Annotated in this window: 12 protein-coding genes and 1 riboswitch; of the genes, 11 read left to right on the top strand and 1 reads right to left on the bottom strand. The window is 39.0% G+C overall.

The features are described from left to right. From ABFC98_00180 to ABFC98_00130, 11 genes are all read left to right on the top strand, one after another. On the top strand, nucleotides 1-446 hold a 446-nt coding region (locus ABFC98_00180; GenBank protein MEN6444447.1), incomplete at its 5' end, for a type III PLP-dependent enzyme. Nucleotides 447-459: 13 nt separating this feature from the next. Next, a complete protein-coding gene (locus tag ABFC98_00175; protein MEN6444446.1) occupies nucleotides 460-1563 on the top strand; it encodes an Ldh family oxidoreductase in 1104 nt (367 codons plus the stop codon). 448 nt (nucleotides 1564-2011) lie between these two features. Further along, nucleotides 2012-3112 (top strand): hypothetical protein, encoded by a 1101-nt coding sequence (locus tag ABFC98_00170; GenBank protein MEN6444445.1) that lies wholly within the window; start codon nucleotides 2012-2014, stop codon nucleotides 3110-3112. A gap of 153 nt (nucleotides 3113-3265) precedes the next feature. Continuing rightward, nucleotides 3266-3384, top strand: a riboswitch (molybdenum cofactor riboswitch). Nucleotides 3385-3462: 78 nt separating this feature from the next. Further along, nucleotides 3463-5088 (top strand): L-glutamate gamma-semialdehyde dehydrogenase, encoded by a 1626-nt coding sequence (gene pruA, locus ABFC98_00165; protein MEN6444444.1) that lies wholly within the window; start codon nucleotides 3463-3465, stop codon nucleotides 5086-5088. A 381-nt stretch (nucleotides 5089-5469) separates the two neighbouring features. Further along, a complete protein-coding gene (locus ABFC98_00160) occupies nucleotides 5470-10041 on the top strand; it encodes a 6-bladed beta-propeller (GenBank protein MEN6444443.1) in 4572 nt (1523 codons plus the stop codon). A 2-nt stretch (nucleotides 10042-10043) separates the two neighbouring features. Continuing rightward, entirely contained in the window at nucleotides 10044-10715 is a 672-nt protein-coding gene (locus tag ABFC98_00155) for a hypothetical protein (GenBank protein MEN6444442.1), read from the top strand. Next, the gene (locus tag ABFC98_00150; GenBank protein MEN6444441.1) at nucleotides 10712-12901 is read left to right on the top strand and encodes an adenylate/guanylate cyclase domain-containing protein; all 2190 of its coding nucleotides are present in this window, start codon (nucleotides 10712-10714) and stop codon (nucleotides 12899-12901) included. Before ABFC98_00155 ends, ABFC98_00150 begins: the two co-directional genes overlap by 4 nt. A 187-nt stretch (nucleotides 12902-13088) precedes the next feature. Continuing rightward, nucleotides 13089-13403: a transposase gene (locus tag ABFC98_00145; GenBank protein ID MEN6444440.1), complete on the top strand. Its 315-nt coding sequence runs from the start codon at nucleotides 13089-13091 to the stop codon at nucleotides 13401-13403. Nucleotides 13404-14068: 665 nt separating this feature from the next. Continuing rightward, a complete protein-coding gene (locus tag ABFC98_00140; GenBank protein MEN6444439.1) occupies nucleotides 14069-14542 on the top strand; it encodes a hypothetical protein in 474 nt (157 codons plus the stop codon). Nucleotides 14543-14554: 12 nt separating this feature from the next. Next, complete coding sequence (locus tag ABFC98_00135) at nucleotides 14555-16672, top strand: DUF262 domain-containing protein (protein MEN6444438.1); 2118 nt, start codon at nucleotides 14555-14557, stop codon at nucleotides 16670-16672. Between the two features lie 41 nt (nucleotides 16673-16713). After that, nucleotides 16714-17682, top strand: a complete 969-nt coding sequence (locus ABFC98_00130; GenBank protein MEN6444437.1) for an ADP-ribosylglycohydrolase family protein — start codon at nucleotides 16714-16716, stop codon at nucleotides 17680-17682. A gap of 53 nt (nucleotides 17683-17735) precedes the next feature. Here ABFC98_00130 and ABFC98_00125 read toward each other — a convergent pair. Next, nucleotides 17736-18115 (bottom strand): hypothetical protein (locus ABFC98_00125; GenBank protein MEN6444436.1); only part of this gene is annotated, 380 nt, incomplete at its 5' end.

Genomic DNA, 18115 nt, shown 5'->3' with positions numbered 1-18115 from the left:
CCACTGAAATTCAGCGTTTTATTCAAGAGGATTTTGGCGATAATCTGCCAGATATCATTTTGGAACCGGGTAGATCCCTCGTTGGTGATGCCGGTGTGATTGTTTCTGAAGTTATAAATATTGCCCGGAAATCCAAAAATAATCTCTATCAATTGGTCTATTTGGATATCGGAAAATTTGGCGGTTTAATTGAAACCATAGATGAATCCATAAAATTCCCTATCTATTTTCCCCGCAAGGGTTTGGCGGAAGATATCATTTTGGCTGGACCTACTTGTGACAGTATGGATATTTTATATGAACATTGTCACTATCATATGCCCGAAGGAACCGTTCCCGGTGACAAAGTGTATATTTTTACCGCCGGTGCATACACTCAGAGTTATTCGAGCGTCAATTTTAATGGCTTTCCTCCCTTGAAAGCAGTTGTTTTTCAAGAATCATAAGGAGTTCCAAACAATGAAATATATACCTGTTACAGTTCTGCAAAATTTTATGCAAGAGGTGTTTATAAAACTCGGCGTGCCCAAAGCGGATGCCCAAATTTGTAGTGATGTATTAATCGCCAGTGATTTAAAAGGAATTGAATCACACGGAGTTGGACGATTAAAAATGTATTATGATAGAATTCAAGCTAAAATACAAAATCCCCTAACTAACATTGAGGTAATCCGCGATAAATATGCCACCTCTGTTTGGGATGGAAACAATGGAATGGGGCAAGTTATTAGCCAAAAAGCAATGCAAACGGCAATTGATAAAGCCGAAAAATATGGTTTGGGAGCTGTGGCAGTTCGTAATTCCACTCATTTTGGGATTTGTGGTTATTATGCAGAAATGGCAATTAAACAAAATATGATTGGGTTGGATTTTTCCAATGCCCGCCCTTCTATTTGTCCTACAAATAGTGTTTCTCCCATTTTGGGAACGAATCCTATCTGTTTTGGAGCTCCTACTGATCTTCCCTATCCTTTTTTATATGATGCCGCCACTTCCATATCCCAAAGAGGAAAAGTGGAACAGTTGGCTCGCGAAGAAAAAGAAACCCCACTTGGTTGGGCAATTGATTTGGATGGTAAACCTTACACCGATACAAAAGGTCTGCTGATTGATTTATTAAAACAGAAAGCCGCGATGTTACCTTTGGGTGGAACGGAAGAAATTACCGGAAGCCATAAGGGTTATGGACTCGCAACTGCCGTAGAAATTATTTGCGCCGCTTTACAAAATGGCAATTATTTGAACGGCTTAATGGGAGAAGATGAACAGGGTAAACCCGCTCCCTACCGTTTAGGACATTTCTTTCTGGCAATCAATGTGGATTTTTTTACGGATTTGGAGAACTTTAAAAAAATAACCGGTTCCATCTGCAGAGATTTACAAAATGCCCAACTTTTCCCTGGTAAACAAAGAATCTATGTAGCTGGCGAAAAAGAATATGAAATAGAACAAAAAGTGCGTAAACAAGGCGTTCCCATCAATCCCAATCTGGAAAAAAATTTGCAAATCATCCAAAAGGAGCTAAATTTGAACCTTCCGGATTTTGCCAACAGCACCAATTAAGCTAAATCTTCAGCAAACTTACGGCAGACCAAAGAACAATCTTACCAGATTCCGCTCCTGCATTGTAATTGCTTGTCCCATAGTAAATTCTTTAACGGCACAGTAACACATCTCTAACATTGCAGTTGTCTCGTTACTTGATCGCTACTGATATGTTACTTTAGTATTAAGCGATTCTGCAGGGGAATATTAAGTTAGCTTCTGTGTATCTTTTACTTTTATATAGCCAAAGAAATAGGTGAGACAGGGAAAACATTTAATCGCTTAAATTACAATGATATGGATTATGTGTGCCCGCTACTATTTTTTATTCTCATCCCCCCTTTTTTATATTCCCCCCAAAATATTTTATGTCGGCTGCCCAAAATAGGCAGGAAAATCGCTTGCCAAGCAGACACAAGTTGTTTATATTATATTGTGAATCTAAAAAAAACAAAGGAGCAAAAAAATGAAAAAAGTTTCTATCCTTATATCAATCCTGTTGTTGGTCGGCATTTTAGGCGCAATTGATTTTAATTATGAAGGTGAATTGCTCACCCGCGGTGCCGCTTATAACGATCCTTTTAAAAATGACGGAGGCGATGTTAACACTCGTTTGCGCATTGGGTTGGATTCCAATATCACAAATGGCTTGGATTTCAGGGCTGCCTTCCAGATTGGAGAAATTTACTGGGGAGACAATAATTCCGGCGGCAATGTAGGAACTAATGGGGTAAATATTAAAACCAGTGAATTGTATCTTGATTATCTGATGCAATCAATCAATTCTAACATTAAGGTTGGACTTCAATATTGGGCAGATCATCGCGGCTTGATTTTGGATGATTATTTTGCTGGAGTAATGCTTACCAAAGATTTGTCGGATATGAATCTGCAAGTCGGCTTACTAAAAAATTACGAGGGATTTCATTATCAGCACGATGATTATACTGTTTTGTTGGGCTCTCTAACAGCAACATCTCCCGTTGACTGGGGCGTAAATGGTTTTATTGGCTATAATGATATACCGGATGATGGTGAAGTTACTCTTTTACCTTATGCCACTTTGGAAGTAGGTCCCGCAACTTTAGATCTGACACCTTTTTTATGCTATCAGTTTATAAATGGTGATGATAATATTGGATTGGGAGCGGCAATAAATGCTAAATTTGATCTTGCCCCCGTGGAATTGGGAGCAGATGTTCTTTGTGCTTCCAAAAATGCTTTGGTTCCTTACAGCCATTACTATCATAATGGACTGTTTATCTATGGTATTAATCTGATCAACGATGGATTGAATCTCTATTGGAATGACAATATATACCATAATAATCAGGATGCTTTAATAAGTGCTGTTGGCTCTTTCCGTTTTCCTGTGGCGGATAATTATACCCTTTTTGCCGCGGCAGGAATAGTTTCCGATCAAGGAATGGAACTTAATGGCGGTGTAGAATGCAAGCTGATTGAAGATATCTTAAATCTGGATATTTATGGAGCCGTAGGCGATAATGATAATAGCGATGTTACCAATTACGCCGTTGGAACAACTTTGCAGCTAAATTTCAAGTAATATAGCATACTAATATTTAACTTGGCAAGCCCGGTGAAAAAAGCCGGGCTTTTTTTATTTTACTAATGTATAAAGACCAAGCTCAGCTAACCCTTGAAATAGTTCCGAGGGTGAAATATTTTACAATCCTTGACTAATTATCCTAAATAAAAAAAGTTGATTCATCACCGAGCCAATATTCCTAAACCTCTCAGGCAAGGGTATTGGCCGATAGGGTTTATCTGGAAACGGATATGCCTTCCAGTGTGAAAAGGTGAGAAATATAGACACAGGATAATTGTGTCCATTCTTGCTATGCTTATTTCTCCTTTTCACCTATTTTCAACGAACTAAAACACAAGGAGATAAAAATGTTTATTACCGTTCCCGTTCCCAAAAATGAGCAACTTTATTCTTATGCCCTCGGCTCACCCGAAAGAGACAAACTGAAAATAAAGCTGCAGGAACTCAGCAATGATTTTTTGGAAATTCCTGCCATCATCAACGGCAAAGAAATTAAAACCGGAAATTTTGGCTATTGTATTGAGCCACATAATCATAAACATCTATTGGCGAAATATCACAAAGTAGGTAAACAGGAAATTGATTTGGCTGTGGAAGCAGCTATGCAAGCAAGAACTGATTGGGAAAATATGCCCTTTTATCATCGTTCCGCTATTTTTTTGAAAGCGGCTGAACTCCTTTCTACCAAATATCGCTTTTTGCTAAATGCAGCCACAATGCTTGGACAGAGCAAAAATGTATATCAAGCGGAGATTGATTCTGCCTGTGAGCTTATTGATTTTTGGCGCTTTAATGCTTACTATGCCCAAAAAATTTATGAACAGCAGCCCTTGGTTTCGCCCAAGGGAGAATGGAACTTCTCTGAATACAGAGCTTTGGAAGGTTTTATCTTTGCCATTACTCCCTTCAATTTTACTTCCATAGCAGGAAATTTACCTACCGCTCCTGCTTTAATGGGAAATACAGTTATTTGGAAACCTGCCGGAACAGCGGTTTATAGTGGCTATTTTATTATGAAAATATTAAAAGAGGCAGGTCTGCCAGATGGAGTAATTAACTTTCTTCCCGGTTCCGGGGCTGAAATAAGTAATTTCATAATAGATTCTCCTTGCCTGGCAGGCATCCATTTTACTGGCAGTACTAATGTCTTTAATAACATCTGGAAACGGACTGCCAATAATATTCATCTCTATAAATCATATCCCAGAATTGTAGGTGAAACAGGTGGCAAAGATTTTATTTTTGCCCATACATCAGCCGATGTAAAAGCTTTGGCAGTTGCCTGTTTAAAGGGTGCTTTTGAATTTCAAGGTCAGAAATGTAGCGCGGCTTCCCGTTTATACATTCCAGACAATCTTTACGACCAATGGTCAAAAGAAATGATGGAAATGTTGAATACGGTTAAAATGGGAGATGTGCAAGATTTTTCTAACTTCATCAATGCCGTGATAGATAAAGAAAGCTATGATAGAATAAAGGGCTATATCGAGCAAGCGGAAAAATCTGCTGACGCCGAAATTGTTTGGGGAGGAAAATGTGACGATTCCATAGGTTACTTTATCCAGCCAACCATTATTAAAACAACCGATCCGATGTTCTGCACTATGCAAGAAGAAATTTTCGGTCCCGTTTTAACCGTTTATGTATATCCTGAATGCGATTATCACAAAATTCTGGAACTATGCGATAAAACCTCTCCCTATGGTTTAACCGGTTCTATTTTTGCTCAAGATAGAAAAGCTATTTTGGAAGCGAACAATGTTTTAATGCACAGCGCCGGAAACTTTTATATAAATGATAAGCCAACTGGTGCAGTGGTTGGTCAACAACCTTTTGGCGGCGGGAGATCTTCCGGAACAAACGATAAAGCTGGCTCCGCTTTAAATTTGCAAAGATGGATTTCGGCTCGGTCTATAAAAGAGAACTTTGTTCCAGATTGCGATTATAGATATCCCTTTATGAAAGAAAATTAATAACCTGGCAAATATACCTAAATGGATTGCCGAATTTCGGTTCGGCAAATTCCATTGGGTATTTTTTTTACTCGTTATCAAACGCCCAGGTATAAAAAAGAAGTAGCTGGCATATTCCTTGGATTGGGTTTGCCGAAAACAAAAAATATTTGGCAATGAGTCAATTTATTATCACTTGCAACGCAGCCAAAATATTTTTGCTTGACATAATAACCACAGATTTATCTTTATGACATATAAATAGTCCTGGGAAAATAATGTGTAGGCAAATACAGGGAGATTGTAAATAATATTCCTGAAACCCTCTTTTTTGCAAAAGATATTTGCTTTATGGCTTTTTTTGATTATTTTAATGGTTAGGACAACAAGAAGGGAGTGATTATGAAAAAATCACTATCTATGAGCGTTATTATTCTAATTGGTTGGGCGTTTCTTTGGGCTATACCAAAACCCCTACAAATGGTTTCTGCATCCAAAGATAAGAAAGATGCTTTTGGCGTAGATTGTTTTCATCTTGAAGGTAATATTGCCTATTGTGTGGATAACGGCAGAGGAATAATCAAAGCATGGGATATTACCCAGAAGGCATTTTTAGGACCAGTTTTCATTAAGCTGCCTGTAGGGACAAAAATTAATGATCTTACTGGAGATGAAAATTCACTCTATGTGCTGGATTCCAAAGCCAGCGCCATTTATATATACAGCTATGAAGGCAAATATCTACGCACTATATCTACAAAGGGCTCTCCTGACATTCAGTTTGGCAATGCAATTCGCATTTTGGTAAATTACCAAGGATATATCTACATTTTAGATTCTGGACGCAATGAGCTTTTGTCTTTCACCAACGAAGGTATGTTTTTAGGCAAAGTTCAGGTTATGATGCCCCTTTCAATGTGCCTGAGCAAAGACCAGAAAATTAGAATTTTGGTTAATCTGGGGCAAAATCAAGCCGTTATTTTATATAATCAGGATTTAGTTTCAGATAATAGCATTGTGCTTGCCACGCCGGAAAATAAACCGGATAAGCTATTGGATGTAGCCGTCAATCAATATAACGAATTATATGTTATCTATTCAATCTGCACGAAAATAGGCAAGGTTGATGCGATGGGCAATTTATTGCCGCGCTCAACTTGGGGCTCTAAAAATAAAAACGAATCTATGGTGTCTTTTCAACAGCCGACAGCCATTAAAGCCATACCATATAATGGAAAAACCTTGGTAGGCATTCTCGATGGCAAAGTTCGTTCTTTGAAACTCTATGTAGATGATGAATATTCAAATACAAAACCTGTGGAAATACCTCAGCTCACTTTAAGACCCAAGTTATCTGAAAGCGATGAACCACAATCAATTGACTATCTCTATTTGAATGGCACAAAATATTATATCCACAAAACAACTATCCCTCAGGACAAAACCAAAAAAATAACCGACGCCATAACCTGCGTAGATAAGGACTCTACCATTTTCAATATTTATGCTGCCAAGGAAAAGAATAAAGGGGTTAAAGGGTTCAATGCCCTTGCCATAGATAATGACAAATTGTTAGCATTGGATACTAAAGCAAGCAAGGTTTTCGTTTATGACCGATTGAGCGGTGATTATATCGAGTCCTTTGCCAATAAGGGTTCTCAAAATGGTTGTTTAAATTCGCCCAAAAGCATTGCCGTTGATAAAGAAGGAATGATTTATATAGCTGACTGGGGAAATTCTCGCATAGCCGTTTTTGATGAAAATACCGCACATATTCGTAATATAGACCTCAAAAGCAAAGTCCTGAAACCCCAACTATTAAGAATTAGCGGACAAGACCTTTATTTTTTGGCTAATGACACTGTCATTTACAAGCTATCTTTAACGGAAGATAACACTCTGCAATTGGTAACCAGTGCTGGTAAGATATCTACTTTTGATCTGCTTTACGAAGACCGGGTGGGCTACATTGATGGAATTACTCAACAGCTGAACATCATCTATAATGGCATAAATGAACATCGCTATTTCGCCAAAAATGTAAAAGGCACTTTTCCTTGCTTCGCGGACATCAGTTTACTCCGTTATAATCCTTACACTAAAACACTCTTAATATGTGATAAAACAGCAAATTGTGCGCGGCTTCTTACTTTTTATTATAGCCCCCAGAAACCGCAGACCGTATTTTTTACAGTAAATTCCAGTAAACAAGCAGTGCTTTCCTGGGAAGTTGCAGAAGGTATTTCACGCTGGATCGTTACGGAGAAAAGAAGTTCAGAAATTTTTACTTACACAGTAAATGAACCCCACTTTGTCATTGATAAGCCCCAAAAAGAAATTTGCACATACACGGTTCAATCACTTTCTGCGGATAATAAAGCCGGTCCCTCTTCGGAAGAAATTGCAGATGCCTATTCTTATGCGCGCTATCTATCTGAAAACAAACATTATCCAGAAGCCGTTATAGCATTGCAACTTGCCTCCAAAACCTTTACGGGAGTTAATTTTGCCGAAGAAATAACCGATAATTGTTTGAAGGAAGCCCAGCTTTACATCAGCCGCAATGAATTTGAAAAAGCAATAGGCAGCATTGATTCACTGGAAAAAATTATTGGCGCAGGAATCGATACAGTAATTCAAAGAGCAGAAATATACAAAATGATGAATGCTTATAATCTTGGCATCGCAGCATTGGAAAGATATTCCAATCCCAACGATAAAAGTATTTTGCACGAACTGATTTCTCTGTATTATCTGGATGGAAATTACTATAAAGTTAAGGACCTCTGCAATATCTATGTAGAAAAATATAATCGGGATGCGGACATTTTACGCTATCAAGTTTATGCGGAAGAAAAAACGGAAAACTATCCTGCCGCGCTAAATTTTATGCGTGAATTGATTGCCCAAGAGGATAATCTGGACAATAACCTGAAAATGGGCGAACTTCTTCTAAAAAATAACGATTATGAGGCGGCTCTCAATTACCTGCAAAGATTAATGACCAAGTTTAACAATCAGGGCGCAGATGTTATTCAAAAGCTGATGGGTGATTGCTTTTTTGCCGCTGGAAATTATGCTTATGCAGTTGATAAATATACCGATGCCATTCATCTAAATCCCAGTGTGGCAGAATATTACTACTCTCTGGGGAGCGCTTATGCCAAAAATCGCAAAGCCAAAGAAGCAACCGAAAATTTTGCCATTGCTTATCAGAAAGTCCCCACCGATGTAAACTATGGCTTTGCATACGCTCAAGCCCTGGATAAAGAAATGCGTTATAGCGAAGCTTTGGCAGTGATGGATAATATTTATCAGTATATTGCCATAGATAGCACCACTACCGCCTATCACGAATTTTATCATGATTTATTAGTTAAAGAGCATCGTTATGATGATGCCTGGAGAGAAATTCAGATTGCTTTACAATATGACCCCGATAACCTCGTCATTCAGGATAAGGCCTTAAAAACAGAAGAAACCAGAAGATACTACAATGAAACCAGACCTGAAGTGGAAATATCTTTTTCGGAGTTTTATATATTATATCCTGCTTTGATTGGCTATTTTCAAACCCATCCCATAGGGACTCTAACTCTCTTTAATACACGCAACATATCTTTGGAACACATCACCGTAACCGTTACCATTCCTCAAATTACCGATCGTCCTTTTCAGACGATAATTCCCTCTTTGATGGGAGGGGCAGAACAACAGGTTGATATCATAGCTCCCTTAAATAAAGAAATATTGGATTTATGTAAATACGGACCAACTACTTTTGCAGTTGATATGCAGGTGGAATGGGTTTTTGACAAAAATGCCAAAAGCGATCACAAAAGCGGTGTAATCTATGCTCAAAGCATTAATTCCATGGACTGGAACGAGCGCAAACAATATGCCTGTTTTGTCAATCCTGCCGACGAAAATTTACGCAATTTCGTTAATACGCAAATAATCCAGCTTTTTCAAACCCAGCCAACTTCATCCTTAAACAAAAAAATCCAAAGAGCTGTTCAGATTTGGAGTTATTATAATGTAAACGGTCTTAAATACATATCCGACAATTCTTCTGCCAATTTAGCCACAAGTACCGTTGATTATGTTCAATTCCCCTTCCAGACCTTAAAGCAGAAGGCAGGCGATTGTGATGATTTACTTGTTTTATTAGCTTCCTCTTTATCGGTTATCGGAATCCAATGTGGATTTTTAGATATTCCAGGCCATGTTGTATTGGTTATGAATACCGGTATGAATACGGAAGAAATACTTGCCGGCGGTTTTGAATTAAACCGATTCATCTCCGACAATGGAAAATATTGGTTACCTTTGGAGACGACTCTTTTAGGCAAAGAATCATTTTCAGTTAGCTGGAATGAAGCTGCCAAACAATACAATCTATTGCTCAGCAAAGGTATATATCCAGAATTAATGGAGTTTGACACCCTGCATAAACTTTATCCTCCGGCTCCTTGCACCGAGTCAATTTCCCCTAAAGAATTTAACAACAATGTGCCAGCGATTTCGCAATACCAAAGAGATATGGAAAGCATTATGCTGATGGAAAAGCTTTCTCGCGAAGAAGAATTCATTGCCACTCTGCAAAAATATCCCACCAATTTTAATGTAGCCAATCAATATGCTCTTTGGTGCGTAGAGAACAATCGAGCTGAAAAAGCCGCAGAACTTTGGAATCATATCCTTGCAAAAGACCCTCAAAACCTTGCCGCTTTAATCAATCTGGGCAATTTGCAGCTGAATAATAATGATTTTGCTGCCGCCAGAACTAATTACTTGCAAGCAATGAGTTTGAACCAAAATACCGATTCGATATTAAGAAATCTCTGCATCTTGGAATTTAGATGCGGCAATCAAATCCAAGCAAGAGAATATTTTAACCTAATGAGTGATAAAACGATCCTCAAAAAAGTGAATCCTCAGATGTATTCTGAGCTATTGAACATAGGAGAATAACTATGAAGAAATTTATTCTTACTATCTTTATAATCGGAATGGCTTTATCCATTTTCGCCGTTTCCATAGGTAAAATCCGTTTTATGGTAGGCGAAGTTCAGTATAAAGCATCCGCCAATCTCACTTATAAAAAGGCAACTTTACATTCGGATGTGCAACCAGAAGGATATATAAAAACGGGACCAGATTCCAAAGCAGAAATTCAATGGAACAATGGCAGCGTTTCCATTATCGATGCCAACACGGAAATAAATATCAATAAACTGGAAACGGCAGCACTGTCCAATCCTGATTATAAAAATAAAATGTGGAATAGAATCAGCGCTTTAAGGGTTCAGAGCAATCAACGCACTGCCAGTAATGTTGCCGGCATTAGAAGAGAAGAAGCAGAATTTCTTCCTGAAAGCCAATTATTCTGGTTTTCCGAACCGCATTACAAAATAGAAGATGCACTTACTTATTTTGATAACAAGGACTATGCCAAAGCAGCTGACCTTTTTGAAAAAATCGTAGAACAAGCGCCTTTAAGTAAAGATGCCGAGCTCTCTCATACTTGTTTAATCTTAATTTATGACCAGCTTGGAGATGGCATCAAGCTGAAAAAGCACATTCAACAACTAAAGGAGGATTTTCCCGATAGCTCCACTTTGGATAGTTTACCACCTGAAAATTGACAGATAGAGCTTCTATGCCCCACTTTCGTTATTACTTAATAGCTCTGTTAATTCTGGTCATATCCCTTCTCCTGCCTTATCTGCCGGTATTTAGCATTTTACTGAAGACCTTGGATTTAGGCATTTATGATAATATTTTGCAAGCATATAATACTTTCACTCACGACGAAAATGAAGGGGTTTATGATCAGATCTGCATAATAGACATAGATGAAAAAAGCATCAAGGACTTAGGCCAATTCTCTTCTTGGCCCAGCATATTTTTTGCCGATTTAGTCAACATCCTGGCTGAAGATAAGCCACTGGCGATTGCTTTTGATGTTTTTTTCACGGAAACCGATAGCATAAAAGGTTTTGCGCGCCAGCGAATGTCCGCTCGCTTTGATAAATTGGGCCCAAATCCGGAACATATTTTGGATGCTTTTAGCACCGATAACAATTTTACCGAGGCAATGAGAAATGCGGGAAATGTATATTTGGCAATGTTTAATAGCGATTATCCCTCTTATACGGGAGCGTTGCCTGACAAATTGATTGCGTGGAATATTCAGCCCAAATTTTATCTCAATTTGCAATACCCCGTTCCTCCTATTGCAGAATTTACCAAAGCGGCAAAAGGAATTGGGTTTGGAAACATTACACCTGATGTTTCAGGAAAAATACACGATTATCCTCTTTTTTTTCAATACAACGGAAAGATGTATGTAAATTTCAGTATGCAGCTCTGTTTAGATTTATTAGGCATCGATAAAATTGAAGTGAACCGAAACTGCAAATTGATTTCCGGAAAGGAAACGGTGAGTGAGTTACCCTTAAGTCCCGAGGGGTTGTTTTATTTTAAATATTATGGGCCTGGCCACTCTTTTCGTTACATTTCTTTTTCCGATGTTTTGTTTCACAGGATACCGAAAGGTTATTTTCAAGACCGCATAATTTTAGTGGGGACTTCTGCCTACGGATTGAAAGACAACAAAATAACACCTCTCGACAGAAGCTACCCAGGAGTAGAATTACATTCCACTTTTATGTGCAATTTGCTGGAGGAGGATTATATACACTGGATAAACAATTGGTGGCTTTTAGGCATCAATATCGTCGTCTTGATTTGTCTGGCATTCATCATTCCTCGCAGTAAACCATTATTTTCGATCGGATTATTTCTCTTTATTTCCCTGCTTTCCCTGCCCGCAGTTTATATTTTGTATGCAAAAGCAAGTTATACTTATACTTATTCCACGCTTCTTATTCCTTGGGTATTTGGCTTTTTAGCAATGTTTTTCACTCAGGCACACGAACAGGGCAAAGAAAAAAAGAAAATTAGAGATGCCTTTGAACATTATGTTTCCCCTGAGGTCATCGGTCAAATGATGAAGGAACCGGAAAAACTAAAAGCGGGGGGAGAAAAGAAATACATAAGCGTTTTATTTGCGGATGTGCGTAATTTTACCACTCTCTGCGAACAGTTAACTCCCACAGAAATAACATCTTTTATGCACAAGTATTTTAACCTTGCCACACAAATTATCATAGAGCAGAGAGGAACTCTCGATAAATATGTGGGCGATGCCATCTTAGCTTTATTTGGAGCACCGGTTACTTATGCAGGTTTTGAAATTAATGCCGTCCAAAGTGCTCTTTCCATTTGTGAAATATCCTCCGTGCTGCAAGAGGAATATCAAAACCACCCCATTCTGCACAATTTCCAAATTGGAATCGGCATTGCCACGGGAGAAATAATTGTTGGCAATATCGGCTCTGATAGAATTTTCAACTATACCGGCATCGGCGACAAAATGAATTTCGGTTCTCGCTTGGAAGGACTTAATAAATTCTATCAGACCTCAATTATAATAGACGATTTTACTTTTCAGGCAGTGAAAAATAACTTCTTCTGCCGTCATTTGGACCGTGTGAAAGTGAAAGGAAAAAATGAGTCCTGTGATATTTACGAAGTTATAGATACCTCTGCAAATATGCAAAATAAACCCGACCTCGCCCAAATATTCCATCAATATGAATCCGCTTTAAACTTGCTGATTGCCAAACATCAAAGGGAAGCAAAAGCCCTGTTTGAAGAGGTCTTGTTGCTTATGCCCACTGATGAACCAACCAAAATTATGCTAAATCGCTTTGATATCATTAATTGGGACACTTGGGATGGCGCCTGGCAATTTGAGAGCAAATAAGCTCCACCCATATCTTATGTCCCTTTTACCGATAATTATCAGCGTTTCAATGAAGTAAAATTTAAATTATGGTTATGTCTCAAAGGTTGGTGTAAAATTAGGGAAGCCAGATGATGAAAAAGGTTGAGCTGGATCCCGCTCTTTGTTTTGACGATTCAAACCAAATTAAAGAAACAAGGAGAAGATCATGGCTCAACCCAAGAGAAAGAAAGATGAGCAGGCGGAATTAGTCAAGCTAATTCAATTGCTAATTCCGGGAGATTTTGCTAAAGTGTTGGAACACAGCATACAAAGGATAGTTGAAGAAGAAGTTAGTATGAAACTTGAAGCAAAACCGTATCAACGAACGGCAAAGAGGACTAACTATCGAAATGGATACAGAGAGAGAAAGGAGCCACTCGTAACCGGGATAGGACCAGTGAACATAAGCATACCTAAGTTAAGGAAAGGAAGTTTCTATCCGGCAATTTTGGAACAATATCAGCGAGTAGATAGAGCTTAAAAGCCCGTGGTTTGGAGAGAGCGGATCTTTGGATTAGCGATGAGCATGACGGTTTGATAAAGTCAATAGAGGAATGCTTTCCTGGACAGTTAAGACAACGCTGCATTGTCCACTGGATGCGCAATACCCAGAGCAAAGTATCAAAGGCAGACCTACTGTGGTTACTACCACTATTAAAAGACCTAGTAGGTTCCAGAAACAGGGAGTCGTTTGAGTTGGCTTGGAGAGAGCGTAACCGGGTTGTCCGGGCAAAAGGAAGAGACAAATATTTGGATTGGTTGGATGCTACTTACCATGATATCTCAGTTTATCTTAATTTCCCTACGGCACACTGGAGCAGGATAAGGTGTACCAACTCACTGGAGCGCATAAATGAAGAGTTGAGGCGGAGAGAGAGATGTATCAGAATATTCCCGAATGAAATGAGTTGCTTACGGTTGTTTGGTTCTATACTACAAGGATATGCAGAGGATTGGATAAGTGGGAAATTGTATCTTTCAGAGCCATTGGAAAGGATCAAGGAAAACCTGATAAGTCCTATACCGTTTGATTCGCCGCGACAAGGTAGCTTTTGATGAAAAAGAACTTGACTAGGATTGACAAGACAAAGATAATGCATTTGTTAGTATGTACTAACATAGATTGTGAGAAACAAGGATGATAAAATGTTCTCAAACAACCTGAAAAACAACGAGCTGGAATTTTACACCAACATTTGGGACTCAACAGAAGTGATGCTGGTATTAGCAAAAAAGGTCTATCTATACAAAGCCAAAGATGAGCTTGGTCCTGAGCCCAATCCCGGAGAAAGGGGGTCAGAGCAAACACCTGATGAACCCGGTATAGATACTGGAACCGGAACTGATAAAGGTCAGACCCAAACTAATCCTCAGCCCGAACCACCACGCTTTGATACTATCAAACTTAGCGGAGAACTTCCGTATGAGCTTTGGAACAAGTTCTCCAGATCTGTTCTCACAAAGCTTAATGCAACCAGTAATGGTCTTGTTATCAAGATAGATATCAAAGCTGAGGCGGAATCCAATCGCTCTGAGAATAGTAAGAAAGTGCTCGTGAGCGGGATACAAGAGGTTAAGCTGGATTACAAGAACAAAATTGCTTTGAACGGAATTAAATAAAAGGAGATTCTTATGAATATTCAGTACGAATGGCGCCCCAAACCTTTTTTCGATATCATTCGCGATTGTAAAGAAAATGCTATAATACTTGTCCCTGATATACAACGACCATTTGTGTGGACTCCCGATAAGGTAATACTATTAATGGATTCAATTTTTAGAGGATGGCCATTTGGCTCAGTTCTGATGTGGGAAGTTGGATCATCTGATTTTCATGAAAATCGTGGGATCCCTTACAGAACATTCTGGAGGGATGTTGATAGAGTAAATGGGGCCGACACAGGCTTCTTAGAGAAAAATGATGAAAAAAAATACATGGTATTGGATGGACAACAGAGAATTCAAAGTTTGCTCTTAGCCTTGGGAGAATTTGGAAGCGGCTTCAAAATGTTCGATCATGACTGGGCTGCTGTTTTGCCTGAGCCACGAAAAATCAGGACGAGTACTAGATGGTCTAGGGCATCTTTATTTTTTGATAGTGCAGCTTTTCTGTCAGAATATAAAATTCGTGAACGTGTAAAAGACATTGAAGTTAAGAATGTCCTCGCATGGGTTATTATTGATAAAGAAAGAGACGCTCCAAATCATGAAAAATATGAAAGTCCTCTTCCATACTTGCAAAAGAACGACCGGGGATATATTCGTTTTTCTGAGATTTGGAATATGGTTAGCCCTCGACAAAGCGAGGATTATTATCAGGAAAAGATAAAGAGTGATTTTTGTAATAAAATGTCTAAAGAAATGCTTGATGAGGTCACCAAACCACTTTCAGCCTTTATGCGCGACATTGATTCGGTAAAGTACTATTACAAAATACAAACTCAAGAGATATCTGCTTTTAATGAAGATCAGTGTAATAGAGATGAATATGATGATGCTATTGTCCAGATATTCACAAGACTAAATTCGGCTGGCCGAATCCTAACAAGAGAAGAAATAACACTTGCGTGGCTTAAGGTAGGATGGGACAAAGCAGGAGCCAAAATTGACGAATTAAAAGCCTCTGTAAATAAACTGATTGATGGTAGAAAATTTGTTGATACAGATGATATCGTTAGATTGTTATCATTTGTATGGACTACTTTGTTTAGATCAGACAGTTTTGCCGGAAGCATCCTGAAAGATAAAGATCTGCTAAAAGGATATCTGTTAAAACAAATGGCATCAGATTTATCAGCAGCTTGGGAATGTCTTGATGAGTCCTTTGAACATACAATTGAAATGCTTATATCCCATAATTACGGAGGAATTCTTAGTTCTTTTAATTCAGTGATTGTTGCTATGACATCATATCTCATATTCTACCAGAAATATCATTCACAAAAATCCCGATTGAAAGAAACCGAGAAGGATGATGTATTGAAAAGAGCTGATCATGTGTTCAATTCATTCATTGATAGATGGCTTTTTGGATCAGATTGGGCAAAAGTATGGTCTTTTATCTCCAATTTTCAAACGTATGCAAACATTCTGAAAGAATGCAATAGCAAAGTTCATAGCAGTAATGATTTATGCGATGTTATCGATTTGTATGAGAAATGTACTCAAGACCTACTTGAGCAAATTTCTGATAGGGTAATTAAAGAAATCAATGATTCTGAGGTAGATGATAGAAGCAAAGTTCGTTTATACAAATCTAAACTGTGGATATGGCAGAGACTTGATAGTCAAAGATGGAACAACTCTATTGTAATGCTTAGAAAAGATTTAGATGCTCGCAGTTGTGAAGTGGACCATATGATATCAGCTAAATGGTGGGAGAACTATTTGGATTCAAACTTAAATACATTAGTTCCAAGTGTCTTAGAAAATAAAGAAGATGCCAAAAACATTATTAATAAATTGGGGAATTGCTCATTGCTGGAGAAGAACTTTAATATATCGAAGAGAACGAAACCAATGGGTTCCTTTCTTGAGGAAATCTATGAAGTTAAAGAAGATAAGATGACAAAAGAAGACTGGCAAAAATCAATGTTGGTTACTGATGCTTTAGCCCATCCTGAGCGACAAGACGATATTCAAGGCATTGTAGACGCCATCAAGCAACGAGATAATAGCATCAAAAAAGAATTAGTTGATTTTATAAATGGAAAACGAATTAGGAGTGATATTGATAAAGATCCTCGGTGATTGGGGTCTACAACTATATGGACATTTAATTAATATTGAATATGTTGATCTATTGTATTGTAAATGGTGTCGCCGTTGGCGATGCCCTTGGCTTCCCTGTCCAGTTTGAACCCAGATCCCAGCGCAGGAAGAGTCCAGTGGTAGGAATGGGCAAATACAAAGATGAAGATGGGCAGATCAGGTCATTTAGTGAAGAACTAACTGGACTTTGGTCGGACGATACTTCCCTGACCTTATGCTTGGCAGAGAGCCTATTAAACGGTTTTGATTTAAAGAACCAGGCAGAGAGATTCGTAGCATGGCTTGATAAGGGTTACCTATCTGCCCGGTATAGAGCATTTGATGTGGGACTACAGACTACAGAGAGCATTGCCAGAGTCAGGGCTATCCTGGAAAGTGGGCATTATACTGAGCTGGAGCATCTTGCCAGTGATGCAGATGAATACTCCAATGGCAATGGCAGTCTGATGCGCATCTTGCCACTGGTATTGTATATCAAAGGAATGCCTACCCAGCAGCAGTTTGATCTGGTCCGCAAGGCCTCCGCCCTCACTCATCCTCATATCCGTTCCGCTATTTGCTGTTTCTATTACCTGAAAATGGCGGAGTATATAGTCGACGGGTTGGACAAAAACAATGCCTACTCTCAGGCTCGCATGGAGACCAATACTTTGATGAAGCAGATAAACTGCCCGGAAAAGGAATTTGATATCCTGCACCGGTTGCTGGAGGTGGATATTGGCAGTTTGAGCGAGGATGAGATCGATTCCGGAAGTTATGTTGTTTCCACTTTAGAAGCCAGTATCTGGTGCCTACTAACAACGGATACTTATCCTGAAGCGGTTCTGAAAGCTGTTAATCTTGGTGATGATTCAGATACCACAGGAGCCATCACCGGAGGTTTGGCAGCCCTGCTGTATGGCTACGAGGCGATTCCCAAAGAGTGGATCGGCAAACTGAAGAAGCCCGAATTGATAGAGGACATCGTTAATCGCTGGCAGAATCGGTAGAGCTTACTCCGAAAGAAGAGCCGGGACACAATCCCGGCTCGAAACAGAACTGCTCAGGGTTTCTCAGATTTGATTATCTTCTCCAGATAGGCAAGCACCGTTTCCCGGTTGAGTTCCCAGACAGGGGTTTTCCAGAAGCTGCTGAAGCACTTGTCAAAAATGCCATCCAGATCGATCTCCAATTCCTCCGTGAGTAGCTTCATTTCTTTGTTCAATGGAACTATTCTACGCTGATACTCTACATTATTTATCAGGCCTGCTTTCAATTCTTTTCTGATAGCCAGTATGTTTTCCAAGGCGGTTGTCCTGCGTTGCGTCAGTTCTTGGGCTTCCGGACTGAAATGCTTCGCGTAGGAAACCTTGAACTTATAATCATTTAATGCTGCCAGCAACCGTTCCTTGTGCCCCTCCACATAGTGGCAGAATCGATATA

The sequence above is a fragment of the Candidatus Cloacimonas sp. genome (assembly GCA_039680785.1).
Classification (GTDB): Bacteria; Cloacimonadota; Cloacimonadia; order Cloacimonadales; family Cloacimonadaceae; genus Cloacimonas.
This window is presented reverse-complemented; position numbering and strand designations above follow the sequence as displayed.

Bases quoted from the DNA above. Each gene is read 5' to 3' on its own strand.
- ABFC98_00175 (MEN6444446.1), top strand. From the start codon at position 460: ATGAAATATATACCTGTTACAGTTCTGCAAAATTTTATGCAAGAGGTG.
- ABFC98_00170 (MEN6444445.1), top strand. From the start codon at position 2,012: ATGAAAAAAGTTTCTATCCTTATATCAATCCTGTTGTTGGTCGGCATT.
- pruA (MEN6444444.1), top strand. From the start codon at position 3,463: ATGTTTATTACCGTTCCCGTTCCCAAAAATGAGCAACTTTATTCTTAT.
- ABFC98_00160 (MEN6444443.1), top strand. From the start codon at position 5,470: ATGAAAAAATCACTATCTATGAGCGTTATTATTCTAATTGGTTGGGCG.
- ABFC98_00155 (MEN6444442.1), top strand. From the start codon at position 10,044: ATGAAGAAATTTATTCTTACTATCTTTATAATCGGAATGGCTTTATCC.
- ABFC98_00145 (MEN6444440.1), top strand. From the start codon at position 13,089: ATGGCTCAACCCAAGAGAAAGAAAGATGAGCAGGCGGAATTAGTCAAG.
- ABFC98_00140 (MEN6444439.1), top strand. From the start codon at position 14,069: ATGTTCTCAAACAACCTGAAAAACAACGAGCTGGAATTTTACACCAAC.
- ABFC98_00135 (MEN6444438.1), top strand. From the start codon at position 14,555: ATGAATATTCAGTACGAATGGCGCCCCAAACCTTTTTTCGATATCATT.
- ABFC98_00130 (MEN6444437.1), top strand. From the start codon at position 16,714: ATGTTGATCTATTGTATTGTAAATGGTGTCGCCGTTGGCGATGCCCTT.